This is a genomic window from Novosphingobium sp. PhB165, assembly GCF_004341845.1.
Taxonomy (GTDB): domain Bacteria; phylum Pseudomonadota; class Alphaproteobacteria; order Sphingomonadales; family Sphingomonadaceae; genus Novosphingobium.
In genome coordinates this window covers 433,562-459,002 of the sequence record NZ_SLVB01000005.1, presented here as the reverse complement: position 1 = coordinate 459,002, position 25,441 = coordinate 433,562, and the positions used below count along the sequence as shown (strand labels likewise).

Below are 25,441 nucleotides of genomic sequence, written 5' to 3'. Positions count from 1 at the left end.
ACCAGACCGGCCGCCCGCCCCGTAAATACGCTCAGGCCTCGCCCGCAGCGTCGATCATGGCAGCGGCCAGTGCCTCGGCGGGCGTCTTGTCACCCCAGAGGATGAACTGGAACACCGGGTAGAAGCGGTCGCATTCCTCGATCGCGGCCTCGACGACGGTCTGGGCCTGACCGGGCCCGAGGAGGCCATCCTCGCCCAGCATCAGGCCGTGACGATAGAGAACCACCCCGCCGTTCGACCAGACATCGAAATGCCCAACCCAGAGCTGTTCGTTGATGAGCGCCAGCGCTTCGTACATCGCGGCGCGCTTGGCGTCGGAGATGCGCACGTCGGGCAGACAGAGCAACTGCAACACCCTGTCCTCGGGGCGCCAGATCGCCTGGAACTGATAGGTCGCCCAGGCGCCCTTCACCTCACCGGAAATCTCGTCCTCGCTGGCAAGCTCGAAGGGCCAGTCACGCGCCTCGAAAAGGGCTGCCAGCATCTCCACGGGAGCGCTGTCCTCTTCGCGGTCGATATCGTCCTGAACCGTTCTCATGATCTCCGACATTCCGACCTCCGCAACGCTTGGCCGCTTGGATGCTTCGCCTTGCCCCTGCTGCACAATCCAGTGAATGCGATCGCCTGCGCAAAACTGCACTAGGCTGTTAACAGCGTGTGGATAAGGCCTTTCGCGCAAGAGACCAGAGCATTCGCCAGCACACCCCGAGGTTTGTCCACAGGGCACGCTGATCGGCGGCTACTTGGCCTGAAGCGGATCCACGACCTGCCCCGCCGGGCTGGTCCAAGGCAGTGCATCGGCAAAGCCCTGCTTCTTCGCCTCGGCCAAGAAGGCATTGGCAGCCTTCTGCGTCTCGAACGGACCGATCAACACGCGGTTGGTCCGCCCCATGTCGGTCACATAAGGCTCATGCCCCTTGAACAACGACGGAGCCTGCTTGAGGTTGCGCCGCCAGTCGAAGGCGATCGCATCCTTGTTGCGGCCAACACCGATCTGCACCCACATACGGCTGGGATGCGTTGGCGCCGCGGGCTTCTTGCCCTTGGCCGGCGTATCGCCTTTCGCATCGCCCTTCGTTCCGGGCTTCGCATCGGCTTTGGCGCCTGCCTTCGTATCGCCCTTGGCTCCGGGCTTTGTATCGCCCTTGGCGCCGGCTTTCGTGTCGCCCTTGGCTCCCGGCTTCGTGTCCGCTTTGGCGTCGGGCTTGTCGGTTGCCTTGGCATCGGGCTTTGCCTCGGCCTTGGCGTCCGGCTTACCCGTTGCCTTTGCCTCAGGCTTCGCGTCCGGTTTGGTCTCGGGCTTTGCCGGGACCTTGGGCGCGGGAATCGGCTCCGGTTGGGTCGGTTTGATCTGCCGGATGTCGACCGCGCCGTCGGCAGGCGTGTCCTGCATCGTCGGCTTGCCAAGGTCGGCAAAGATTTCGGTCAGCGAGAGCTGGTGCGCATTCGGCTCCGGCGGCGATTCGCTGCCGGCGAGCTTTGTGGGCGTAGGCGTGGGTGTGGGCACCGGAGCGGCAGAGACCGGGGCCGACGCCCCCTGCCCGCGCGCAAGGTCGAAGCCCGGCGTCGGGGTCTTGTTCACCGCAGGAACGGAGGAGACTGGCGGAGGCGGCGCCGTGCGCACGGGCGCCGGGCTCAATGGCGCACGCGATGGCGCGAGGGCAGCCGGCGCCGGAGAAGCCGCAGCGGCTCTGCCCGGCGTCACCGGCAGCAATTCACCCGAAGCATCGCGCTCGATCGTCGGCATGGGCTCGGGCGGAGCGACCCGCGCGGAATCCGGCACAGTGTGCACCGGAGGCGACGTGCGGGGTGGAGTCGTCGAGGATGAGAGCCCGACACGCGCGGGCGTTGTCGACGGCGGAACGGGGCCGACCGGTGAGGCACCGGGCGTCAAAGCAGTGCGCGCAGCCGCCAGCGGAGTAGCAGCCTTGCGCCCGCTCCGACTGCTCGCCCGGGTCGAGGCGGTCTGGTTCGCCGCCAGAGCCGTGCGCGGCGCCATCGCCGCCTCGGTGGCCGCGAGTTGCACCGCATACGCAGAGATACGGGGATCGTCGTGGCCGATCTCGGACGCACGCGGGAACTTGCCGAGATTCGCCGCCGAGGCCTGCTGCGCGCGGGTGAGGCGCGGCATGTACCGCAAATAGGGTGCTATGCTCTGCGCCAATTGCGGCGGCAGAATCGAATTGGACACATCAACCGCTTGCTGCGTCTCACCGGCAATGGCCAGCGCGAAGGCGCGCGTGCGCCAGCCCGGTTTGTCCTGCTTCTGGAGCAGCGGCATCAGCGTGGTCTGCGCCGACGCATTATCGCCGGCGATCGCCTGACTGATCGCCAGCCGCATGCGCACTTCTTCGTCCGCAGCGCTGCCGAGCGCTGTGGCGTAATAGTGCTGTGCGGTCGCATTGGCGCCGACAAGATCGTAAGCGAGGCCGCGATCCGCCGCGATCTGCGACGGGGCCGCCCCGGCCTTTTCGGCCTCCGCAAACAGCGGAATGGCGGAAACCGGGTCTCCGTTCATGGCCAGCGAGGCGGCCAGCCCCGCCTTGACGCGCGCATTTCCGGGCGTGATTTCGTCGGCACGGCGATAGAAACCGATGGCCGCATCGAAGTCGTTGAGGGCTCTGGCGGCATCGGCCGCCTCCATCAGCGCCGCCGCATCACGCGGATTGCGACCGAGACGGGCAAGCGCGGCACTGAGGCGCTGCGATTCGGCGCCGGGAATGGCCTGAACCACCGGCCGCGCCACCACCGGCGCGCTCTGCGCAGATGCCGCCTGCGGCAAGACCAGCGCGATCGGCGCAAGCATTGGAAAAGCAAGCGCCGCGCGGACGTTCTTGCCGGACCACACCCTGCCCGATGGCTTCTGCCTCACCCGCAAGTTTCGCGATACCTTTGCTGCGACAGAGCGGGGCCCTGGGCCGCCGCGCGCCGGTTGATCTCTTCCGGGGCGGGCCTATGCCGCCCGTTACCTGAACCTCGCGCTAACACGTAAGGAACCGGTCCGCCAGAAACGACGATACAAGAAACGACAACGGGGCGGACGGCTCAAAAGCCGCCCGCCCCGCATCAATGTCGATTACTGGTTGTTCTGGCGTCCGAGGAAGCGCGGGATCGAGATCGATGCCGAATCTTCGTCGTCGGCCGAAGGCTCTGCTGCCGCCGCCTTGGGACGCGAAAGGCTGGTCATACGCTCGAACAGCGTGCTGCCGCCACCGGTCGGACGTGCGGGCGCCGAAACCGGGGCAGGCGCCGGAGCAGCCTCGGCCGCCGGACGACGCTGACGCAGCGGCGAAGCGGGCACCGACTGTCCGCCGTCGAGCAGAAGCTCATCCTGCGGCACCGTGGGCGCGGGCACTTCGATTCCGCCCGAAAGGTCAAGCGGCGCAGCGCGCTGGCCGTTGAAGCCCGAGAGGCTGGCGTAACCGTCCGCGGCGACTTCGCCGTGAACCTCACCCAGTTCCTCGCCAGCGCCCAGTTCCAGGCCGTCAAACTCTTCGGGTTCGGGAGCAGGTGCCGGTGCCGGCGCCGGCGCCGGCGTTGACAGGTTCAGCGGAGCCGCAGCCGGCGTATAGGCCGAAGGCGTCTGGATGGCCGGACGCACGGGTGCCGCAGCTTCCATCGGAGCCGGACGCGAAACCATCGGGCGGACCAGACCACGGCTGGCGCCCAGCGACATCGGACGCGAGGCGATCTCGGCCTGTTCGGCGCTTTGCTCTATACCGGTGGCGACCACCGAAACGCGGATCTTGCCCTGAAGGTCAGGGTTGAACGCCGAGCCCCAGATGATGTTCGCATCGGGATCAACCAGTTCGCGAATGTGGTTCGCGGCTTCGTCGACTTCGAGCAGCTTCATGTCGTCGCCGCCGATGATCGAGATGATCACGCCCTTGGCGCCCTGCATCGACACGCCATCGAGCAGCGGGTTCGCTATGGCGCGTTCGGCCGCTTCGAGTGCGCGGTTCGGGCCTTCGCCCTCGCCCGTGCCCATCATCGCCTTGCCCATTTCGCCCATGACCGAGCGGACGTCCGCAAAGTCGAGGTTGATGAGGCCCGGCATGATCATCAGGTCGGTGATCGAGCGTACGCCCTGCTGGAGCACTTCGTCGGCAAGCTCGAACGCTTCCTTGAAAGTGGTTTCCGCCTTGGCGACCAGGAACAGGTTCTGGTTCGGAATGACGATCAGCGTATCGACGTGCTTTTGCAGCTCTTCGATACCGGCGTCGGCAGAGCGCATGCGGCGCGTGCCTTCGAACATGAACGGCTTGGAGACCACGCCCACGGTCAGCACGCCCTTGGCGCGCGCGGCCTGCGCGATGATCGGCGCGGCGCCGGTGCCGGTGCCGCCGCCCATCCCGGCCGCGATGAAGACCATGTGCACGCCATCGAGCAGACGCTCGATGTCAGGCAGGGTTTCCTCCGCCGCCGCACGGCCCACTTCCGGACGCGCACCGGCACCGAGGCCCTGCGTGATGTCCGGCCCAAGCTGTATACGGGTTTCGGCGATCGAATTATTGAGCGCCTGCGCGTCAGTATTGGCGACGACGAAGTCGACGCCCTCTATCTGCGCCTGAATCATGTTGGCGATAGCGTTCCCGCCCGCGCCACCGACACCGATGACGACAATGCGCGGACGAAGCTCCTCGATAGCCGGCGGTCCGATGTTGATGCTCATTTCGATCTCCTGGCAGGCCCGTGCGCGAAGACATTTACCTTGACTAGCCTGATTGCACGCTTCGTTTCATCGAGGCAAAGCTTGACGACCCTTTGTCCACAGCAGAAGCCGCCGATTGCGGCCAATCGTGCCGGACTGGCCACGGTCTGGTGACAACGGGTCAGAAGTATTCCCTCAGCGCTCTATAGACGCGATTCACCACGCCCAGACCGGAATAACTTATTGTCTGCTGGCGGTTCTTTCCGAAACTGCGGATGTCCACCGGGTCCGCACCGGCGTAGAGCACCAGCCCGGCAAGCGTGGAAAAGCCCGGTTTTACATGGGCTTCCGCCAATCCGGTCAGGTGCGGCACACTGCCCACCCGCACCGGCTTGCCCAGCGCCGCCTGCGCATAATCGGCCAGCCCCACAAGTTCCGCGCCGCCGCCGGTGAAGACCACCTGCTTGCCGCGCTGCGCATTGAAGCGCATCACCTTGAGCGCCTTGTTGACTTCTTCCATCAGCACACCGAGTTGACCGGTGATGACGCCGATCAGTTCGGCGCGCGGAATACGGTTCTTGTCGTCCGCATGGCGGGCGATCGGGCCGGCATGTTCCTCGCCCGGCGCGTTGACCGGGATCATCTCGCGGTGGTCGTGCGGGCTCGCGATGGCCGATCCGTTCACGCATTTCAGGCGTTCGGCCTGGAAGCGGCGGATGCCGAAAGCCGAAGCGATCGCGTCGGTGATATCGGCGGATCCCATCGGGATCGAGATCATGTCGATCAGCAGCCCGTGCGAATAGACCGCCACATTGGTCACTTCCGCACCGAATTCGACGAGCGCGACTCCCAGATCGCGTTCCTCGGGCGAGAGGCAGGCATAGCCCGCCGCGATCGGCGAACCGACAACGGCCTCAACCTCAAGGTGCGCGCTCTGCACTGCCTCGGTCAGATTGCGGATCGGCGCGCCGTCGGCCAGCATGATGTGGATGTCCACGCCCAGACGCTCGGCATGGAGCCCCTTGGGATTGCCAACGCCGTGCGCGCCATCGAGGCGGTACTGCGCAGGCTGCGCGTGCAGCACCATGCGCCCGTCCGGCTGAATCACCTCGCGCGCGGAAACGAGCAGCTGGTCGATATCCTCCTGCTCGATGCGGCGGCCGCCGATTTCGGCATCGAACTGGTCGATCCGGCTGGCGAGCCCTGCCCCCGAACAGCCGATCCAGACTTTCGAGACACTGGTGTCGGCCATCTTCTCGGCGCGGTCGATGGCGTCGCGCACCGCATACGTCGCGGCGGCAATATCGGTGACGTAGCCGCGCTTGATGCCCTGGCTGGCGCGGTGGCCGGAACCGAGCACGATCATGTCGCCCATCTCGGACATGCCCGCGACAATCGCGGAAATGCGGAAGGAGCCGATATTGACCGCGCCGAATACGCGGGTGATCCGGGGGCCTGCCATCACTGCTCCTCCGCTACGGCCGGGATTTCGGTTTTCGGGCTGCTCTGGGCACTTGGGGGCACGGCACCCGTGGCCTGATCTCCGGTGTGGGGGACGGCACCGGCGCTTGCGGCGATTTGCTGCCCCTCGCCATCGGGCACACGCATATAGATGCGGTCCGGCGCACGCATGTCGAAGGCCATGACTTTGCCGCCCAGCAGGCGGTTGGTGCCGTCAAGCCGCGCGAAAGTGACGAGCGCGCCCGCCGCTTCCTTGTCGCCTTCGGGCAGCGCGAGCACTTGCCCGGTGCGGAATGTCAGGTTCCAGCGGCGATTGCCGATCCACTCGGCCTCCTGCACGCCGGGCTGGAGCGCGGGAGCCGCCTCCAGCAGCTTCGCAAGCTCCGTCACCTGCTCGCCCGCGCCGGGGCCCGAGACGATCAGCTTGCCGCCGGTATCCTTGCGGCTGACCTGCTCCAGTTCGTGCCCGGTCTCGTCGATCAGCACGTACTGGTCGTCCTTGCGCAACACCGCGTGGGCCTCGCGCTCGACGATGTCGATCACCAGCGTATCGGGCAACTGGCGCGAGACGCGCGCGTCCTTGACCCATGACAGGCCCAGCAATTCCCCGCGCAGCGCGTCGAGATCAACTTCGGTCATCGCCCGGTTGCGTTCGGCCAGTGCCTTTTCGTAGACCTTCAGCTCATTGAGATGCTTCACACCGCGCACTTCCACGCGCTTCACCTCGAAGCCCGCATTGGCGGAAACGTGCGCGAACTGGTCGGCCGCCAGCATCGGCACCCCCGCCGCATTGGCAACGACAGCGGCAAGCCCCACCGCACCGCCAAGGATGGCGATGAGGAAGATCTTGTGAAGCTGCTCTTCAGTGAAAGGCAGCCACGACATCGCTGCGTCGAGCGTCGATCCCGTGGTCGCCTTGGCCTTGCGGACCTTGGCCTTGGTGCCCTGACGGGCGGCGACTTTCCTTGCGCTCTTCGGCTTGCGCCGGATCGTCTGGCTCATCCGCCCTCCTTGGCCGCCTTGCGGGCGCGCGCGTCTTCGAGCGCTTCAGCGATGATCTCTTCGACCAGATCGGGATATTCCATGCCGCAGGCGCGGGCCTGTTCAGGCACGAGGCTGAGCGGGGTCATGCCCGGCTGGGTGTTCACTTCCAGCAGGAACAGCCCTTCGACGCCCTGCGTGTCATCCCAGCGGAAATCCGAGCGACTGGTACCCTTGCAGCCCAGCAACTGGTGCGCGCGCAGGGCCAGATCCTTGCACGCCGCCGTGATCTCGTCAGGGATCTCGGCCGGGCAGATGTGCTGGGTCATACCGTCGGTGTACTTGGAATCGAAGTCGTAGAAGCCCGACTTGGGCCTCAGTTCGGTCACCAGCAGCGCGCGGTCGCCGATCACCGCGGTGGTCAGTTCAAGGCCGCGAATATAGGGCTCGGCCAGCAGGCGGTCGAAGTGTTGCCAGGGGCCCTCACTGTCGCGGCCGATGGGATTGCCGTAATTCCCCTCTGCCGTGACGATGGCGACGCCGACCGACGAACCTTCGTTTACCGGCTTCAGCACATAGGGACGCGGCAGCGGATCGCGCTCGAAAATCTCGGCGCTCTCGACGATGCGGCCGCCGGGCATCGGGATGCCGTGCGGGACCAGCGCCTGCTTGGTCAGTTCCTTGTCGATAGCGATCACCGACGTGGCGAGGCCCGAATGGGTGTAGGTGAGGCCCATCAGGTCCATCATGCCCTGCACCGTGCCGTCCTCGCCCGGCGCGCCGTGGAGCGCGTTGAACACGACATCCGGCTTCGCTTCCGCAAGGCGCAGCGCGACATCGCGGTCCATGTCGATGCGGGTGACCTTGTAGCCCTTGGACTCGAGCGCCTTGGCCACGCCCTCGCCGCTCATCAGCGAGACCGGCCGCTCGTTCGACCAACCGCCCATCAGGACTGCGACGTGGAGTTTGGGAAGGGACATCAATGAATACTCGTTTGGTAAAGAGCAGGTTGTTGGGAGATAACGTAATCGTCGCAGCCATCATCCCATGGGAAAAGGCCTTGCTGCGCGCCGGGCCAAACGATCTGATATGCTTCTTTAACGGCTTCGCCATGCTGGCTGCGGTGATACCAGATGGCCCAACCGAGATGCTCCTTGATCGCCACAGGATCCGTCACATGGCGCAGGACGCATTCGAAACTTTCCAGCAACCCGCTGACAGCGACCCCGTCGCCAAGCACAAGACCATCGGCACATTGCCGACGCATCTCGTTGACCATAGAGTGCATCAGATCACGCCGAAGGCCATATACGATGACCTCTGGCTGACCGACCGACACCGGGAAGCCGATCGAATACGTAAAATCAGGCGCTTCACCATCAGGATCAAACACGAATTGCGACTGGCAACCATGGTCGCGCACATTATCGAGAACCGCTTGCTCCTGCAGGTCAAGTTCGCGCTTTCCGCCCGGAAATTTTCCGAAAAACCCATTCACGGCCGGCCCACCCGCTGGATTTCCCATTCGAGCGTGACGCCCGACTTTTCCTTGACCCGGCGGCGCACTTCCTCGCCCAGGGCCTCGATATCACTACTGGTGGCGTCGGCCACGTTGAGCAGGAAGTTGGTGTGCTTCTCGCTCACTTGCGCGCCGCCGATGGTCAGGCCGCGGCAACCGGCTTCGTCCACCAGAGCCCAGGCCTTGTGGCCTTCGGGGTTCTTGAAGGTCGATCCGCCGGTCTTGCTGCGCAGCGGCTGGCTGGCCTCGCGGCTGGCGGAAATGCGGTCCATTTCGGCCTGGATCGCCTCTGGCTCGCCGGGCTGGCCCTTGAAGCGGGCGGAAACGACCACCGCGCCCTCGGGCAGTTCCGAATGGCGGTAGGTGTAGCCAAGGTCGGCATTGACCAGCGTGACCAGTTCGCCGGAACGCAGGACGACATCGCAATCGACCAGCACGTCCTTGACCTCACCGCCATAGGCGCCGCCGTTCATCCGCACGAAGCCGCCGACAGTGCCGGGAATGGAGCGCAGGAATTCGACGCCGGCAATGCCGCTGTCGCGCGCGGTCGAGGAGACGAGGATGCCGCTGGCGCCGCCGCCGCATTCCAGCGTCACGTCGTCCACTTTCGCCACTTTGGCGAAAGGCTTGCCGAGGCGGATCACGACGCCGGGAACGCCGCCGTCGCGCACGATCATGTTGGAGCCAAGGCCCAGCGCCATGACCGGAACGGCGGGATCGAGTTCACGCAGGAACGCCTGCAGGTCGGCCAGATCCTTCGGCTCGAACAGCCACTCGGCCGCGCCGCCGGACTTGAACCAGACGAGCGGGGCCAGCGGCGCGTCTGCCGTCAGCTTGCCCCGCGTTTCAGGAAGGAGCGGTTGCGCCACGTCCATCATCCTTCGACAGGCTCAGGATGAGCGGAGTGGGTTACCAGAAGACCATGAAATGCCGCTCGTGCTGAGCTTGTCGAAGCACATGGGCGAGGCGCGAGGTGGCCGATCACGCAGCCCTCCGCTTGACCACGGCATCGGCCAGACCAGCCGCCCACTTGGTGATATCGCCCGCACCAAGGCAGACGACCATGTCACCCGGCTGGATCGACGTCGCCAGCACATCCGCCAGCGCATCCGGCCCGGCGATGACTTGCGCGGAACGGTGCCCGCGCGCCTTCATGCCGGAGACCATGTGATCGGAATCGACGCCTTCGATCGGCTGTTCGCCCGCTGCGTAGACCGGGGCTGCATAGACCACGTCGGCATCGTTGAACGCGCCTTCGAAGTCTTCCATGTGATCGCGCAGACGGGTGAACCGATGCGGCTGCACCACGGCGATGACGCGGCCCTTCACGCCCTCGCGCGCAGCAGCGAGCACGGCGCGGATCTCGACCGGGTGATGGCCGTAATCGTCGATCACGGTGACGGCACCGCCGTCGACTGCGATCTCGCCGACTTTAGTGAAGCGGCGCTTCACGCCGCCGAACTTGGAGAAGCCGGTCTGGATGCAGGCATCCGAGCAGCCCATCTCCACCGCGACGCCGATGGCGGCAAGTGCGTTCTGGACGTTGTGGCGGCCCGGCATCGGCAGTTCGATGCCCTCGATCCGGCGGAACGAGCCGTCGCGCTGGCGCAGCGCCACGTCGAAACGGTTCCCGCCCGGAACCGGCGTCACGTTCTCACCGCGAATGTCCGCCTGTGCGGAGAAGCCGTAAGTCACCACGCGGCGGTCACGCACCTTGGGGATCACCGCCTGCACTTCGGGGTGATCGATGCAGAGCAGCGCGCAGCCGTAGAACGGCACGTTCTCGATGAATTCGACGAAGGAGTCCTTCACCTTGTCGAACGAGCCGTAGTGATCGAGATGCTCGGGATCGATGTTGGTAACGACGGCGATGGTGCCGTCGAGGCGCAGGAACGAGCCGTCGCTTTCGTCGGCTTCCACGACCATCCAGTCGCTCTCGCCAAGGCGGGCGTTGGACCCGTAGGCATTGATGATGCCGCCGTTGATGACGGTGGGATCGACCCCGCCTGCATCGAGAAGCGCAGCCACCATCGAAGTGGTGGTGGTCTTCCCGTGGGTGCCGGCCACCGCAACGGTGTTCTTCAGGCGCATCAGTTCCGCCAGCATCTCGGCGCGCCGCACCACGGGGATGCGGTGTTCGAGCGCGTAGACGACTTCCGGATTCTCACGCTTCACGGCGGTCGAAGTGACGACCACGGCCGCGCCTTCGACGTTCTCCGCCGCGTGGCCGATCGAGACCTTGATGCCGCGCTTGCGCAGGCCTTCGACCACGTAACCTTCGGCAATGTCGGAGCCCTGCACCGCGTAGCCAAGGTTGTGCATCACTTCGGCAATGCCGGACATGCCGATGCCGCCAATGCCGACGAAGTGGATCGTGCCAATGTCGGTGCCGACGCCCTTCATGCGGCAGTCCCCTTGCGCGCGAGGGCTTCGCCGCCCTTGGCGGGCACGGTCTTGTCCATTCGAATTACGTCCATGATCGGGCTGGCGCCGAAGCTTTCTACAAGATCGGCGAGGTCGCTGGCGGCATTGGGATAACCGCAGTTCCATGAGGCATGCGCGGCATTGGCCAGCGTTTCCGGATGAAGCGCCATGGCCTGAATCTGCTTGGCCAGCGTAGTCGCGGTGAAGCTTTCCTGACGGATCGCGCGGGCGCCACCGGCGGCCACGATCTCGCGCGTGTTGGCAGCCTGATGGTCGTCCGTAGCGATGGGCAGCGGGATCAGGATCGCCGGGCGGCCCACGTCGGTCAGCTCGGCAATCGTCGAGGCGCCGGAGCGGCCGATGAACAAGTGCGCGCCAGCCAAACGCTCGGCCATGTCCTCGAAATAAGTCGCCAGTTCAGCCGGGATGCCGTGGCCGGCGTAACGCGCGCGGACGGCTTCGATGTCCTCGGCGCGGCACTGCTGGATCACTTGGAGGCGCGAGCGCAGTGCCGGGGGCAGCATGGCAAGGCCATCGGGCACCACTTCGGAAAGCACGCGCGCGCCCTGGCTGCCGCCGGTGACGAGAATGCGCAGCAGGCTGTCCTCGCCGAATTCGGGGAACGGCTTGTCACGCAGCGCAAGGACCTCGTCACGGACCGGATTGCCGACCAGCGTGACCTTGGTGGCCAGCTTGGGATCGAGCCGGTCCACCTGCTCGAAAGCCGTGGCGATGGCATCCACTTTGCCTGCAAAGTAGCGGTTTACGCGCCCCAGCACCGAGTTCTGCTCATGCAGGATCGTCGGAATGCGGGCCGAGCGCGCGGCCAGCATCGTCGGCAGTGCGGGATAGCCGCCGAAACCGATCACGGCGGTCGGCTGGAAGCTTTCGAACAGGCGCAGCGCCATGCGCTTGCCTTCGAGGATACCGAGCAGGCCCTTGAGCCAGTTCAGCGGGTTCTTCCCCGCGATACGGCCCTGCGGCAGCACATGTGCGGTCAGGTAATCGGGCTTGCCCGGAATCGCGGCGCCGCGCTCATCGGTGATGAGCGCGACGTGATGGCCCCGGCGCTCCAGCTCGGCAGCGAGCGCGAAGGCGGGGATGAGGTGTCCGCCCGTCCCGCCCGCGGCGAGAACGTAGTGGCGGCTGACCAGACTCATGAAGGAATGTCTCCGATGGCGCGCAGCGAGAAGCCCTCGCGCTTGATGAAGGGATTGCGCCGCGTGATTGCCAGCAGAAGCCCGACCGTCAAGCACATCGCGACAGTCGACGAGCCACCGTAGCTGATCAGCGGCAGGGTCATGCCCTTCGAGGGGAAGAGTTGCAGGTTGACGAGGATATTGATGAACGCCTGCCCGCCGAACTGGGAAGCGATACCGGCGGCGGCGAGCACGGTGAAAAGGTCTTCCTCATCCACCAGTCGCAGCATTACCCGCACCAGTAACGTCAGGTAGAGGCACACGATCACCATGCAGGCGATCAGGCCGAATTCCTCGCCGATGACCGAGAAGATATAGTCGGTGTGCGCCTCGGGCAGCGCCATCTTGCGGATGCCCATCCAGAAGCCCTGCCCGAACCAGCCACCGTTCAGCAGTGTACGCTGGGCAAGGTCCACCTGATCGAAGGCATTGCCGCCCGAGAGGAACGAATCGATGCGGTTCCGGCCGTTGGCGTACGTGAAATACATCACGACGATGCCGACGATGCCGATCCCGAAAAACATGCCGATGCGCTTGAGCGGGATACCCGCCAGCAGAATCATCACGAAGAACGTGCCCGAAAACAGCATGGTCGAGCCGAAGTCCGGCTGCGCCATCAGCAGCGCGCCCAGCAGGCCCATCAGGCAGAAGCAGATGGCCACGACCGGAATGTTCGGATCGCGCGCGCGCCACGAAAGGATCCATGCGAGCAGGATCGGAAAGCCGGTGCCGAGGAACTGCGAGGGCTGGATAGAGATGCCGAAGTGCAGCCAGCGCTTGGCGCCGTTCACTTCGGACCCCACCACCGGCACCAGCAGCAGCCCGAACAGCATGAGCCCGGCAATCAGGATGCCAAGTCGCCGCGCGCTGTCTTTCGAGAGGCTAGAAGCCCAGAACATCGCGCAGAGCCCCACGAACTGCCAGCGCAAGTGGAGCCAGAAGAAGTAGAGCGACGGCAAGTGTTCCTGCGTCGTCGAAAGGCGCCGCGCGCTGGCCGGGGACCCCGCCGCAACCGCCACCGCGCCGATCCCCATCAGGATCAGCACGAGCGCGAGAACGGTACGGTCGATCTCCTGCCACCAGATCGCAAACTGGCCGCGACGGTTGCGGTTGTAGCGGGTATTGGCGGGAGCAGCCCCGGGCGCGATGGTTGCCATGCTACTGCTTCTCCCCTGCGGCCGCCGTACCCTGCATTTCCAGCAGGGCCTCGACGATCTGGCGGAAGGCCAGCCCGCGCGCTTCGTAATCGCGGAACTGGTCGAAGCTGGCGCAAGCGGGCGAAAGCATGACGACATCGCCGGGAACGGCTTCAGCCATGGCTTCGCGGATGGCTTCGGCCATCATCTCGCTGCGGTGGACGCGCGTGTAGGGCGCGAGGATCTCGGCAAAGCGCGGGCCGGCGTCGCCGATGGTATAGGCGGCGGCGATATTGCCGAAATAGGGCGCGCACTCGTCGAGGTCGTCGCCCTTGGGCAGGCCGCCCAGGATCCAGTGGATGCGCGGCTTGGGGTCGGGCGGGAAAGCCGCCAGCGCAGGCGCCGCAGAGGCCGGGTTGGTGGCCTTGGAATCGTTGATGTAGAGCACGCCGTTCGCTTCGGCCACGCGCTCCATGCGGTGCGGCAGGCCCCGGAACTTGCGCAGCGCCGGCTTCCATTTGGCGGCCGGAATGCCCAGCGCCTCGACAATGGCGACGGCGACGGCGGCATTCTGGAGGTTGTGCGGACCTTGCAGCGAGGGCCAGTTCTTCTGGAGCGCGGTGATATCGTGGCCGTCCACCTCACGCACGAGGCCGGGTTCGCGGCGGGCGGTCTCGACTGCGGCAATGTCCGCCGTCTCGGTATCGCCGGTGCCGAACACGGCGGGGCGGTCCGCATCCTGCATCGCGAAGAGGCGCGCCTTGGCCGCAGCATAGGCGGCAAAGCTCTCGTAACGGTCGAGATGGTCGGGCGTGATGTTGAGCAGCGCGGCGACATCGCAGTCGAGGCTGCGCGTCAGGTCGATCTGGTAGCTCGACAGTTCGAGCACATAGACCCCGCCCTCCGGCAGCGGATCGGCGGAAAGCACGGGCACGCCGATATTGCCGCCCACGCGCGAATCGACACCCGCCGACTTGAGCAGGTGCTGGACGAGCGACGTGGTGGTCGACTTGCCGTTGGTGCCGGTGATCCCGATCACGCGGTGCGCGGGCAGGCTGGCCCGGGCGAGCGCGAACAATTCGATATCGCCGATCACCGGCACGCCGTAGCGGCGCGCGGCTTCGGCGATGGGATGCGTGTTGAGCGGCACGCCGGGTGAAACGATCACCCCGTCATAGCCGGTAAGATCCGCCGTGACGGGATCGGCCAGCTCCGCGCGGCCGGCGATCAACTGGCGCGGCTCGTCGCGGGCGTCCCAGGCCATGACATGCGCGCCACTGGCCAGCAGCGTCTCGACCACGGCAAGGCCGGATCGGGCAAGGCCGAGGACCGCATAACGCTTTCCGGCGAAGGCGGGAGATACGATCACGCGCTTATCGCAGCTTGAGCGTGGACAGCCCGATCACCGCAAGGACGATCGAGATAATCCAGAAACGGATGACGACGGTCGATTCCTTCCAGCCCTTCTGTTCGAAGTGGTGGTGGATGGGTGCCATGCGGAACACGCGGCGGCCGGTGCGCTTGAACCAGACAACCTGGATGATGACCGAAACGGCCTCCAGCACGAACAGCCCGCCGACGACGGCGAGCACGATCTCATGATGCGCGGAAACGGCAATGGCGCCGAGCGCGCCACCAAGTGCAAGGCTGCCGGTATCGCCCATGAACACGGCGGCGGGCGGCGCATTGAACCACAGGAAGGCCAGGCAGGCGCCAATGATCCCCGCGCAGAACACCGCCAGTTCGCCCGCACCCGGCACGTGCGGAATGCCGAGGTAGGTCGCATAGTCGACGCGGCCGGCGAGGTAGCAGATGATCGCGAACGTACCAGCGGCGATGATCACCGGCATGGTCGCAAGGCCATCGAGCCCGTCGGTCAGATTCACCGCGTTGCCCGCGCCCACGATCACGAAAGCGGCGAAGACGTAGTAGAACGGCCCCAGTGGAATGTACCGGCCCGAAAGGAACGGCACGTAGAGGTTGGTATTGAGCTGGCGAACGATGATGTAGGCGGCAATGCCCGCCACCACGAACTCAAGGCCAAGGCGCAGCTTGCTGGAAAGCCCGGCGGTGCTGCGTTTGGCGACTTTATCGTAATCGTCGAGGAAACCGATGATTCCGAAACCGACCGTCACGGCCAAGCAGGCCCAGATGAACGGGTTCGACATGTCCATGAACAGGATCATCGCGCTGACCAGCGCGGTCAGGATCATCAAGCCGCCCATGGTCGGCGTGCCGCGCTTGGCAAGGTGGCTCTGCGGGCCGTCCTCGCGGATCGGCTGGCCTTTGCCCTGACGCACGCGCAGCATGTTGATGAAGCGCGGGCCGATCAGCAGGCCGATGCCCAGCGCCGTCATCAGCGCCGCGCCCGAGCGGAAGGACTGGTAGCGGAAGAGGTTGGCTAGTCCCTCGAAGTGGAACCACTCTGCGATGAGATAAAGCATCTTCTGGGGGAACCCCCCTACCCTTCCTGTTTACCGAGGTCCGTCACCAGAGAAGCCAGCCCAACCGAGTTCGAGCCTTTGACCAGGATCACATCGCCCTGCTCCAGCCCGAACGCCCGCAGCGCATCGACGGCTTCCCGCACGCTCAGGCAATGCGCGAAGGGCACGCGCTTGCCAAGCGGAACGCGGCCCGTTTTCCCCGATTCCGCAGATTCGTCCGCGCCAAGAACCTCGGCAAGCGCACCCATCTCGTCGCCGACCAGCACGGCGTAGTCGATCCCGGCAGCGGCAAGCGGTTCGGCCAGTTCGGCGTGGAAGGCCGGGCCATGCGCGCCCAGTTCCTTCATCGAACCCAGGACCGCGATTCGGCGCGTGGCGGGCGTGCGGCCAAGCTGCTCCAGCGTTGCCCGCATGGAGGCGGGGTTGGCATTGTAGCTTTCGTCGATAAGCAAAGCGCGGCGGCGGCCCTCGGCGTCGGGCTCCCCACCCGGAACGTCGATCTGGAGCCGCGCGCCGCGCCCCGGCAACCCGCCCATTTCGGCGAGCGCCACGCCGGCGGCGCCGAGGTCACCCTTGACCGCGCGCACCGCGGCCATGACCGCGAGAGAGTTGATCACATGGTGTTCGCCCGGCGTCGCCACCGTGTAGCAGACGCGCCGGTCGCGCATGTCCACCGTCACCAGCGAGCCGCCGCCGATGGCCGGCACGGTGTCCAGCAAGCGAACGCCCGCATCGGCCGCCTTGCCGAACGAGACGATCTGGACGCCCAGAGCTTCGGCCGCTTCCTTGAGGCGATGGAAATAGGGGCTGTCCGCCGGAATCACGGCAACGCCGCCCGGTTCGAGGCCTTCGAAGATCTCCGCCTTGGCATCGGCAATGGCCTCCATCGAGCCCAGCATCTCGATATGGGCGGGCGCGATGGTGGTGATGACGGCGACGTTCGGGCGCACCTGGCGGGTCAGCGCGGCGATCTCGCCCGCGTGGTTCATGCCCATCTCGAAAATGCCGAACCGCGCGCGCGCCGGCATGCGTGCAAGGCTGAGCGGCACGCCGACATGGTTGTTATAGCTCTTGACCGAACGGTGCGCGTCCCCCCGGCTCGCACGATCCAGCGCGTCGAAGATCGCTTCCTTGACGCCGGTCTTGCCGACCGAGCCGGTCACGCCGATCACCGGCCCGCGCGCACGGGCCCGCGATGCCGCGCCGAGCCGTTCGAGCGCCTCGGTCGTGTCCTCGACAAGGATATGCGGACCATCGACCGGGCGGTCCACGACCACGGCGCCCGCGCCCTTGGCGAAAGCGCCTTCGACGAAGCGGTGGCCGTCCATCGTCTCGCCCTTCAGGGCAAAGAACAAGTCGCCGGGTTGGACGTCGCGGCTGTCGATCTCGACGCCGGAGACGGTGAAGTCCCCACTCGCCTCGCCCTTCATCACCCGCGCGAGTGTGGCCGAATCCCACAGTGCTTGGGTCAAGTCCTCGGCGCCCTCGGCGGGCCATTCGAGAATCCGGGCGTGCGCGTTCATGGCATTCCTACCTTCCAACCGTACCGGCCATTTCCCTGGCTACGGTGACGTCGTCGAATGGCAGCACGCGAACACTGTCGCCGCTGCCGATGATCTGCCCCTGTTCGTGCCCCTTGCCGGCAACGAGAACGATGTCCCCCTGCCGGGCTTCGGCAACGGCCGCGCGGATCGCCTCGCGCCGGTCGCCGATTTCGCGTCCCTTTCCGTCCATGCCGGCAAGCACCATGGCGCGGATCGCGGCAGGGTCTTCGCCGCGCGGGTTGTCGTCGGTGACGATGGCGAGGTCTGCCCCCTCTGCCGCCACTTTGCCCATTTCGGGGCGCTTGCCCTGATCACGGTCGCCGCCGGCGCCGAAGACCACGATCAAACGACCGTTCACATGCGGCCGAAGCGCGGCAATTGCCGCCTCCAGCGCATCGGGCGTATGCGCATAGTCGACATAGACCGGCGCGCCAACCGAAGAGATCGCCGCCCGCTCAAGCCGCCCGCGCACAGTGACGAGGCGCTTCATCGCATCGAAAGTCGTATGCGGATCGCCGCCGGTCGCCAGCACCAACCCCGCTGCGACAAGGGCGTTCGCCGCCTGATAGGCCCCGATAAGCGGCAGCTCGAGCACGCGGGATTTCCCGTCATGCTCGAGCTCCAGCTTCTGGCCGAGTCCGCCCGGCGTGCGACCCGAGAGGCGGATGCTGGTGCCCTTGGCACCCACGGTGAAACACTTGATCCCGCGCTTTTCGGCGTGGGCAATGGCCTTGTCCGACCACTCGTCATCGGCCCAGATCACGGCTGTGCCGCCTTCGACGACGACTTCGTCGAACAGGCGCATCTTCGCCGCGAAATAGTCGTCCATATCGGCGTGGTAATCGAGGTGATCGCGCGACAGGTTGGTGAAAGCACCCGCCGCCACGTGCGGCCCTTCGATGCGGAACTGCGAAAGACCGTGGCTCGACGCTTCGTAAGCGACGTGCGTTACGCCCTCACGCGCCAGACCGGTCAGATTGGCGAGGAACGTGACGATGTCAGGCGTGGTCAGTCCGGTCGAGACCGTCTCATCGCTGGTGGTGACGCCCAGCGTCCCGATCGAGGCCGCGCGCTGTCCTGCCATGCGCCAGAGCTGGCGGGTCAGCTCCACCGTCGAAGTCTTGCCGTTGGTGCCGGTGACGGCCACCAGCGTTTCCGGCACCGGCTGGAAGAACGATGCGGCCAGCGCGGCGAACAGGCGGCGCGGTTCCGGATCGGCGAAATGGATCGCGCCTTCCACCTTCGCCTCGGGGCGAGCAACAATGGCAACCGCACCAGCCTCGATGGCGGCGGCGATGTAGTCCTCGCCATTGAACTTCGCACCTCTGAAGGCACCGAAGACGGTTCCGGGCGCCACCTTGCGATGGTCGATCGCAAATCCGGTCACATTCACGTCCGCGCCTGCGGGAGCCGCGATACCGGCTCCATCATTCACAACAGCGCAGAGGGCACTCAACTTCATTCTTTGTCGCTCCCCGCCGGAACCAGCGGCTTGAGGTCGGAAATATCGATGTCGCGGGTTTCGTCCGGCATGATGCCCAGCAGCGGCCCGATACGCGGAATGACGCGGGAAATCACCGGCGCCGCGTTGAAGGCCGCCGTGCGCTGGAACGAGGTGGCTTCGGTGCCCTGCGGCTCGTCCATCATGGCGATGACCACGTAGCGCGGGCGGTCCATCGGGAAGGCCGAGGCGAATGTGGCGATCAGCGAGTGGTGGCGATAACCGCCGGCGCCGGGCTTTTCGGCCGAGCCGGTCTTGCCGCCGACGCGGAAGCCGGGAGCGTCCGCCTTGCGGCCGGTGCCGTAAGCCACGATCATGCGCAGCAACTGGCGGATGCGGGCGCTGGTGGCGGCGGTAAACACGCGGCGGCCTTGCGGCACTTGCGAGGCATCCAGCTTCTTCAGCGTCGCCGGACGCCAGATGCCGCCATTGACTAGCGCCGCATAGGCCGAGGCAAGATGGAGCGGCGTCACCGCGATGCCGTGGCCGTAAGCCACCGTCATCGTCCGCAGGCGCGGCCATACGCCACGTGGCCAGAGCGGGAAACCGCGCGCCGGCAGTTCGATCTGGGGACGCTCGTTCATGCCGAGCGATTCCATCGTTTGCTTCAACTTCACCCCGCCCAATTCGTCCGCGATCTGCGCGGTGACGACGTTGGACGAGTGGATCAGCGTCTCCGGCACGTTCAGCGAGGCGCCGAAGTTATGGCTGTCGTGAATGGTGAAACCCGCCACGTGGAGCGGCGTGGCCGGCCAGCGGCGGCCGAGATTGGTGATCGTGCCGGCGTCGAGCGCGGCGGCGATCGTGATCGGCTTGAAGGTCGAACCCAGTTCGTAGACCTGGTTGGTCACGCGGTTGAAACCGTGCGGCACATCGCCCTGCGCGGCCTGCTCCGGCGTGATCATCATGTCCGAAGGCTGTACGTGGTTGGGATCGAACGAGGGCAGTGAGGCCAGCGCCAGAACTTCGCCGGTATCGACATCGAGCACCACGCCCGCCGCGCCCTTGGCCTTGCTGAGGCCCATGCCGCGTGCCAGCTCGTCCTCCAGCGCGCTCTGCACGCGGAAGTCGATCGAGATCTGCGCCGGTTGGGCACGGCCTTCGGGGCTGGTGAGCTGCTTGTCGAACGCCTCTTCCATGCCGACCTGGCCCTTGCCATAGCTATCGACATAGCCAAGCACCGATGCGGCCATCGATCCCTGCGGATAGAAACGCGTCGCCTCTAGCGGATATTCCAGCGCGGGCTCGCCCAGCGCGTGGACCTTGTTCGCGTCCTCGGGAAGGATCGACTTGCGCAGATAGCCGGGCTTGCCCGACGACAGCTTGGAGATCAGGTCCTTGCGGTCAAGATCGGGGAAAATGCGGATCAGGCCGTCCGCCACTTGCTCCGGCGTGTGGATCAGCGCCGAGCCTTCGCTCATCGCCTTGGGATTGAACCACAGCGAATAAGTACTGAACTCGCGCGCCAGCGGCACGCCGTTGCGATCGACGATCTCACCGCGCTGGGGCACCAGAAGGCTCGAAAGATCGCCGTCACGCCCGCCGGGGCCCGTCACGCCGAGCCAGCAGATACGCGTCAACGCCAGAACCCCCACCAGCGCGAAAACCCCCAGGATCCACAGCGTGCGCAGCTTGGCGACGAGCAGCGAGCGCTGCCGTACGTTCACCAGCTTGCGCCGCCCGGTGGATACCGTGGTGGGGATCGCGCCCATGGGGAAGGCGGGAGCGTTCACTGCTGGGCAGCCTCCGCCACTTCGATGCGTGCCAGGCGCTTGCCGAGGCCGGCGGCGTCACGCAGCATTTCCTCGCGCTCGGGATCGCGGCTCTTCGAACCGACGCCCACCGCGCGCGCCGCCGAGGCTTGCGACGGCGTCGCCGCATGCGCGGGATCGACCGGCGAGACCATCGCCAGCAGGCCAGTGCCTTCCTTCGCGCCGCTCTCCGCCGGAGCTGCCTGTTCGGCGTTGGCATAGCGGATCGGCTGCGGTGCGCCCGGACCCATCGGCTTGCCCAGCGCGGCAAGCTGGCGCTCGCCCTCGATGTACTGGCCGGCCGAAGGCGCCTTGTAGCCGAACTCCAGATCGTTGAGCTGGTTCAGCGCCTGCTGGTTGGAGCGGGTCTGGAACTCGGTCTCAAGGAAGTTGATCGACTGCTGCACGCGCACGATGTGGTTCTCGGTCGAATGGACCTCGCTTTTCATGGCGTTGACACGGAGAGTGAGCGCAATGGTTGCCGCGCCGCAGACCAGCAGCACGGAAATCCACCCGATCGAATGGACGCGGTCGCGCGTGAGGTTCATGCTGCACTCCTGTCTTTGGGCCGGTGCTTGGTCGTTGTGGGGGCTTGGGTCCGCACGGCACTGCGCAGCGTGGCCGAACGGGAGCGGGGGTTGGCTTCGAGTTCGGCTTCGCCCGGGCGCACGGCCTTGGCGACTTTCTCGAACGTGGGCTCCGCACCGCCGCTGACTTGCGGCAGGTGGCGCGAGGTGGTTCCGCCCTGCCCCGCCGCGTCGCGCAGGAAGCGCTTCACCTTGCGGTCCTCAAGGCTGTGGAACGTGACGACGGCAAGCCGTCCGCCCGCGCGCAGCACGGTTTCGGCGCCGGCAAGACCTTCGTCCAATTCGTCCAGTTCGCCGTTCACGTGGATGCGGATTGCCTGGAAAGTGCGGATCGCCGGGTCCTTCGGCGGTGCGCCCTTGCCACCCTTGTAGGCCGGATTGTAGCCGAGCGATTTGCGCACGACGCGGGCCAGTTCCGCGGTCGTTTCCAGCGGCCGGGCCGCGACGATGGCGCGGGCGACGCGGCGCGACTGGCGCTCCTCGCCATACTGGAACAGCACGTCGGCGATCTCCGCCTCGTCACCCTCGTTGACGAAGTCGGCAGCCGAGCGGCCGTCCTGGCTCATCCGCATGTCGAGCGGGCCGTCGGAACCGAACGAGAAGCCGCGCTCCGCCTGATCGAGCTGCATCGAGGACACGCCGATGTCCATCACGACGCCGTCCACCTCTGCCACGCCGACTTCATCGAGGCCCGCGACGATCTCTGAAAAGCGGCGCGCGTGCAGCACCAGACGCGGCGGGCTGGCATCCAGCTCCGGCCACTTGGTACGGTTTTCCTCGATCGCGGCAATCGCGTCGGGATCGCGGTCGAAGGCATGGACCGTCGCGCCTGCATCGAGCAGGCGCCGCGTATAGCCACCCGCACCCAGCGTGCAGTCGACAATGACGTCGCCGCCCCGGGGGTTCAGGGCGGCGACGACCTCCTCCAGGAGGACGGGCACGTGGGGTACTCCCACGGGAATAGTGCGTGATGCGGTCATTTGCGGCCCACCTTGGCCAGATCCTTGGCGGCGAGGCTGCGGCAGGCGGTCTGTGCCGCCTTCCATCCTTCATCCATTTCGTAGAGGCTCTCGGGCGACCAGACGGTGAAGAACCGCCCGTTGCCACGGAAGTAGAGCTGGTCGGTCACGCCCGCGAGCGCGGAGAGGTCTTCCGGCAGGACGAAGCGGCCCGAACCGTCGAAGGGAACCTCGTAAGAGGCGTAAATGTCGCTTGCCCGCTTGTCGGCATCGAATTCCTTGCCGGCGCGGATGGCCATGTCCTGCTGTTCCTTGAGCTCTTCCTCGAACTCGTCGATGCGCGAGAGGCCGAAGCCGACAAGGCAGGGCCAGCGGTCATGCGTGGTCAGGCAGAGCAGGTCTTTCCCGCTCGATTCGCGCACGGTGGGGCGGAATGCGTTGGGCAGCACGAACCGGTTCTTGTCGCGCAGAAGCGAGAAGCCTTGTCCGTTGTATATGTATGGCCGCCCCGCCATGACGATGCCGCCCGCCCTTTCCTGCCCTGTTCCGGTCGATGTGTTTCGGCCGGTTCGCCCGGCACGGCCGGGTCCGCCTCGACATGACCGATCCGCCCCCGCCGCCGCCAATGCAGCAAGGTCCGGCTCCCTTGCAGGAGCACGGCAAGACTCAGCCATTCCGATTGACCGCCTTTGTATAACGGGAGGACGGGGGATAAAAGGGAAATTTGGGGATCAATGGGAACAATTCCCCGATTTCTCTCCGAATTGGAGCTGGCGCACATCCGCGAAAACCCGGCAATTAACCCAGAATTAACACCATAAGTGATTGATTTTATGTGATTGATACTCCGGTAAAATACCTATCCCGGACTGTCCCCGAAACACCCCGTTCCATCCCCACTTTTCAGACTGGAAAGCGAAGCATCCAATGCCTTGCGGCGCACCGGGACGGCGCGGCAGGGCGGGACTCCTCGAACAGGGGCCGCTCCGGCTAATGCGGAATCGGGCTCGCCGCACTGTAGACCGTGGAAGAATTCTGCGGGTTCGAGAGAATAGCGTCCCCGGATTTCCCCGAAGCGGCCCGGACCGGCGCCATCCCGCTATTTCCCCAAGCCCCAATCCCTTCCCCGGAAATCCCCAATATCGGCAAGCGGCCCTGCTGCGCTCTCGCCGAGCGGAATCAGCCGCTCACGAGCGACTTCTCGGGATGGAACTCCGGCTTGAGGTTTCGAGTGCGCGAATATCTACCGAGGCGTGGCCAATGCTTTCAGGCCGGGGCGTCATTCGCCGATGAAGCGAATTGCCGGTGCTCAGCAACCCGCAGGGATATCACTTTGATTGAAAGGCTGGTGCAGATGCCGACGCGCCGCATGGCCGCGCGCACATCTGGCGCTTACTGCGCGTCCAGCGGGGCGTTCCCGGCATTGTCCGCCCCGGTGCCCGTCGCGCTCGGCGTCGGCGAGGGATCGGAGGCCGGCACCACGCCGATGTCGGCCAGCGGATCGGCCACCTGCCGCTTGGGCTTGGCATCGACCGCGACCACCGCGCGGATCGGATCTTCGGCATCGACGAGCCGCGCGCGGTCCATGATGATGTTGGCCAGACCGACGATCAGCAGCATCGCGCAAAGGCCGAAAAGGCCCACTTGCAGGCGGTGCACGGCCTGCGCGCGCAGTTCGCGCGCGGACGGCGGCGCGAAGTGCTGCACGGTCACGACCGGTTCGACCAGACTGGGCGGAATGTTTCCTGCCATCGGCAGGCCGTTTACCTCAGCTTGCCAGCCAAGGGAAGACCGGCAAGCCCTTCGCCTCCAGCCATTCGCGATTATAGAGCGAGGAAAGGTAGCGGAAGCCGGTGTCGCACAGGATCGTGGCCACCCGCACGTCGCGTTTTCCGGAGGCCACGAGGTCGCGCCCGAGCGCAATCGCGCCCGCCACATTGATGCCCGAGGACAACCCCAGGCACAGCCCTTCTTCCGAGAGCAGACGGCGCACCCATTCGAGACCTTCCTCGTCGGAAATGCGGTACTGCGTATCGATCGGCGCGCCTTCGAGATTGGCGGTGATTCGGCCCTGACCGATACCCTCGGCCACCGAATTGCCTTCCGCCTTCAACTCGCCGTGCGCGTAGTAGTTGAACAGCGCGGCGCCGTGCGGATCGGTAAGTGCGATCGTCACGGTCTCGTCAAAGGCCTTGAGGCCAAGGCCGGTGCCCGCGATGGTGCCGCCGGTGCCCGCTGCGCAGGTAAAACCGTCGATGCGGCCGTCCATCTGCTCCCAGATCTCGGGCGCAGTGCTTTCGATATGGGCCTTGCGGTTGGCGATATTGTCGAACTGGTTGGCCCAGATCGCGCCCGGCGTCTCTTCGGCGAGGCGACGCGAGGTATGTACGAAGTGCCCGGGGTTCGAGAACGGCGCGGCCGGCACGAGAACCAGTTCAGCCCCGAGCGCACGCAAGGTGTCCATCTTCTCGCGCGACTGGGTTTCGGGCATGACGATGATCGTCTTGTAGCCGAGCGCATTGGCGACAAGCGCAATGCCGATGCCGGTATTGCCCGCCGTGCCCTCGACAATCGTGCCGCCGGGCTGGAGCAGCCCTTTCGCTTCGGCGTCGCGCACGATCCACAGCGCCGCGCGGTCCTTCACCGAGGCGCCGGGATTGGCGAATTCGCACTTGCCCCATATCTCGCAGCCGGCAGCTTCGCTGGGGCCCTTGAGCAGAACGAGCGGCGTGTTGCCGATGAGGTCGAGAGTGGAGCGCTGAGGTACGGGAGCAGTCATGTCCGCACACCTAGGAACGCGAAGGCCAAGGCGCAAATGAATTGCGCTTTAGGCACATAAAGCGTGGATCGTTTTCCGGTGCCGATACCCGAAGCGGCGCCTGTCCGGCATCGCTTCGGGCCTGGAACCACGGCTCAGTCTTCCTGAGCGATCGTGACCTTGCAGCCTTCGAGCGCGTCGGTGATCGGCACCTGGCACGACAGGCGCGAGTATTCGTTGCGGTGATCGGAGCTGTCGAGCAGGTCGTTCTCGTCCTCGCTCATCGCGGGAAGCTTGTCCGCGAAAGCCGGGTCGATGTGAACGTGGCAGGTCGCGCAGGAGCAGCAGCCGCCGCACAGCGCCAGCAGTTCATCGAAACCACTGTCACGAATGGTCTCCATCAGCGTGCGGCCAACACTTGCTTCAACGGCCGACTCTTCACCCGACTGATTGATGACGATGATCTGCGGCATTCTCGTCCATCCTTTTCTGATACAGCATGTATCATAACATGCCCATTCCGGCC

Annotated in this window: 22 protein-coding genes; all 22 read right to left on the bottom strand. The window is 65.7% G+C overall.

The features are described 5' to 3' along the window. Positions 1-31: 31 nt before the first annotated feature. The 22 genes from EDF56_RS16580 to EDF56_RS16475 all read right to left on the bottom strand — a co-directional run bounded on the left by EDF56_RS16580 (position 32) and on the right by EDF56_RS16475 (position 25,388). Positions 32-550 carry a YbjN domain-containing protein gene (locus EDF56_RS16580; RefSeq protein ID WP_132389372.1) on the bottom strand — a complete coding sequence of 173 codons (519 nt, stop codon included), beginning with the start codon at positions 548-550 and terminating at the stop codon, positions 32-34. Positions 551-739: 189 nt separating this feature from the next. After that, positions 740-2,806, bottom strand: coding sequence for an SPOR domain-containing protein (locus tag EDF56_RS26635; RefSeq protein ID WP_132389612.1), 2,067 nt, complete (start codon positions 2,804-2,806; stop codon positions 740-742). A 270-nt stretch (positions 2,807-3,076) separates the two neighbouring features. Then, positions 3,077-4,672 (bottom strand): cell division protein FtsZ, encoded by a 1,596-nt coding sequence (ftsZ, locus tag EDF56_RS16570; RefSeq protein ID WP_132389370.1) that lies wholly within the window; start codon positions 4,670-4,672, stop codon positions 3,077-3,079. A gap of 160 nt (positions 4,673-4,832) precedes the next feature. After that, on the bottom strand, positions 4,833-6,113 hold the full coding sequence (gene ftsA, locus EDF56_RS16565) for a cell division protein FtsA (RefSeq protein ID WP_132389368.1): 1,281 nt from the start codon (positions 6,111-6,113) through the stop codon (positions 4,833-4,835). After that, positions 6,113-7,114 carry a cell division protein FtsQ/DivIB gene (locus EDF56_RS16560; RefSeq protein WP_132389366.1) on the bottom strand — a complete coding sequence of 334 codons (1,002 nt, stop codon included), beginning with the start codon at positions 7,112-7,114 and terminating at the stop codon, positions 6,113-6,115. Before EDF56_RS16560 ends, ftsA begins: the two co-directional genes overlap by 1 nt. Further along, the gene (locus tag EDF56_RS16555; RefSeq protein WP_132389364.1) at positions 7,111-8,073 is read right to left on the bottom strand and encodes a D-alanine--D-alanine ligase; all 963 of its coding nucleotides are present in this window, start codon (positions 8,071-8,073) and stop codon (positions 7,111-7,113) included. The genes EDF56_RS16560 and EDF56_RS16555 overlap by 4 nt, the downstream gene beginning before the upstream one ends. Continuing rightward, positions 8,073-8,591 carry a DUF4262 domain-containing protein gene (locus EDF56_RS16550; protein ID WP_243652645.1) on the bottom strand — a complete coding sequence of 173 codons (519 nt, stop codon included), beginning with the start codon at positions 8,589-8,591 and terminating at the stop codon, positions 8,073-8,075. Before EDF56_RS16550 ends, EDF56_RS16555 begins: the two co-directional genes overlap by 1 nt. Then, positions 8,588-9,481 (bottom strand): UDP-N-acetylmuramate dehydrogenase, encoded by an 894-nt coding sequence (gene murB, locus EDF56_RS16545; protein ID WP_243652644.1) that lies wholly within the window; start codon positions 9,479-9,481, stop codon positions 8,588-8,590. The genes EDF56_RS16550 and murB overlap by 4 nt, the downstream gene beginning before the upstream one ends. 112 nt (positions 9,482-9,593) lie before the next feature. Continuing rightward, entirely contained in the window at positions 9,594-11,015 is a 1,422-nt protein-coding gene (gene murC / locus EDF56_RS16540) for a UDP-N-acetylmuramate--L-alanine ligase (RefSeq protein ID WP_132389358.1), read from the bottom strand. Further along, positions 11,012-12,196, bottom strand: a complete 1,185-nt coding sequence (gene murG, locus EDF56_RS16535) for an undecaprenyldiphospho-muramoylpentapeptide beta-N-acetylglucosaminyltransferase (protein WP_132389356.1) — start codon at positions 12,194-12,196, stop codon at positions 11,012-11,014. Before murG ends, murC begins: the two co-directional genes overlap by 4 nt. After that, entirely contained in the window at positions 12,193-13,392 is a 1,200-nt protein-coding gene (locus EDF56_RS16530) for a putative peptidoglycan glycosyltransferase FtsW (protein WP_132389354.1), read from the bottom strand. Before EDF56_RS16530 ends, murG begins: the two co-directional genes overlap by 4 nt. 1 nt (position 13,393) lies before the next feature. Then, positions 13,394-14,740, bottom strand: a complete 1,347-nt coding sequence (murD, locus tag EDF56_RS16525; RefSeq protein ID WP_132389352.1) for a UDP-N-acetylmuramoyl-L-alanine--D-glutamate ligase — start codon at positions 14,738-14,740, stop codon at positions 13,394-13,396. Positions 14,741-14,744: 4 nt separating this feature from the next. Continuing rightward, on the bottom strand, positions 14,745-15,815 hold the full coding sequence (mraY, locus tag EDF56_RS16520; protein WP_132389350.1) for a phospho-N-acetylmuramoyl-pentapeptide-transferase: 1,071 nt from the start codon (positions 15,813-15,815) through the stop codon (positions 14,745-14,747). A 17-nt stretch (positions 15,816-15,832) separates the two neighbouring features. Continuing rightward, entirely contained in the window at positions 15,833-17,338 is a 1,506-nt protein-coding gene (murF, locus tag EDF56_RS16515; protein WP_132389348.1) for a UDP-N-acetylmuramoyl-tripeptide--D-alanyl-D-alanine ligase, read from the bottom strand. 7 nt (positions 17,339-17,345) lie between these two features. After that, positions 17,346-18,821, bottom strand: a complete 1,476-nt coding sequence (locus tag EDF56_RS16510) for a UDP-N-acetylmuramoyl-L-alanyl-D-glutamate--2,6-diaminopimelate ligase (protein ID WP_132389346.1) — start codon at positions 18,819-18,821, stop codon at positions 17,346-17,348. After that, positions 18,818-20,572 (bottom strand): penicillin-binding protein 2, encoded by a 1,755-nt coding sequence (locus tag EDF56_RS16505; RefSeq protein WP_207904733.1) that lies wholly within the window; start codon positions 20,570-20,572, stop codon positions 18,818-18,820. The genes EDF56_RS16510 and EDF56_RS16505 overlap by 4 nt, the downstream gene beginning before the upstream one ends. 17 nt (positions 20,573-20,589) lie before the next feature. Next, on the bottom strand, positions 20,590-21,159 hold the full coding sequence (locus tag EDF56_RS16500) for a hypothetical protein (protein ID WP_132389342.1): 570 nt from the start codon (positions 21,157-21,159) through the stop codon (positions 20,590-20,592). Continuing rightward, complete coding sequence (gene rsmH / locus EDF56_RS16495) at positions 21,156-22,178, bottom strand: 16S rRNA (cytosine(1402)-N(4))-methyltransferase RsmH (protein ID WP_132389340.1); 1,023 nt, start codon at positions 22,176-22,178, stop codon at positions 21,156-21,158. Before rsmH ends, EDF56_RS16500 begins: the two co-directional genes overlap by 4 nt. Further along, on the bottom strand, positions 22,175-22,672 hold the full coding sequence (locus tag EDF56_RS16490) for a division/cell wall cluster transcriptional repressor MraZ (RefSeq protein WP_132389338.1): 498 nt from the start codon (positions 22,670-22,672) through the stop codon (positions 22,175-22,177). The genes rsmH and EDF56_RS16490 overlap by 4 nt, the downstream gene beginning before the upstream one ends. Before the next feature lie 877 nt (positions 22,673-23,549). Continuing rightward, positions 23,550-23,909 (bottom strand): hypothetical protein, encoded by a 360-nt coding sequence (locus tag EDF56_RS16485; RefSeq protein ID WP_243652643.1) that lies wholly within the window; start codon positions 23,907-23,909, stop codon positions 23,550-23,552. Between the two features lie 16 nt (positions 23,910-23,925). Further along, positions 23,926-24,936, bottom strand: coding sequence for a cysteine synthase A (locus tag EDF56_RS16480; protein ID WP_132389336.1), 1,011 nt, complete (start codon positions 24,934-24,936; stop codon positions 23,926-23,928). Between the two features lie 134 nt (positions 24,937-25,070). Continuing rightward, the gene (locus EDF56_RS16475) at positions 25,071-25,388 is read right to left on the bottom strand and encodes a 2Fe-2S iron-sulfur cluster-binding protein (protein WP_132389334.1); all 318 of its coding nucleotides are present in this window, start codon (positions 25,386-25,388) and stop codon (positions 25,071-25,073) included. Positions 25,389-25,441: the final 53 nt, after the last annotated feature.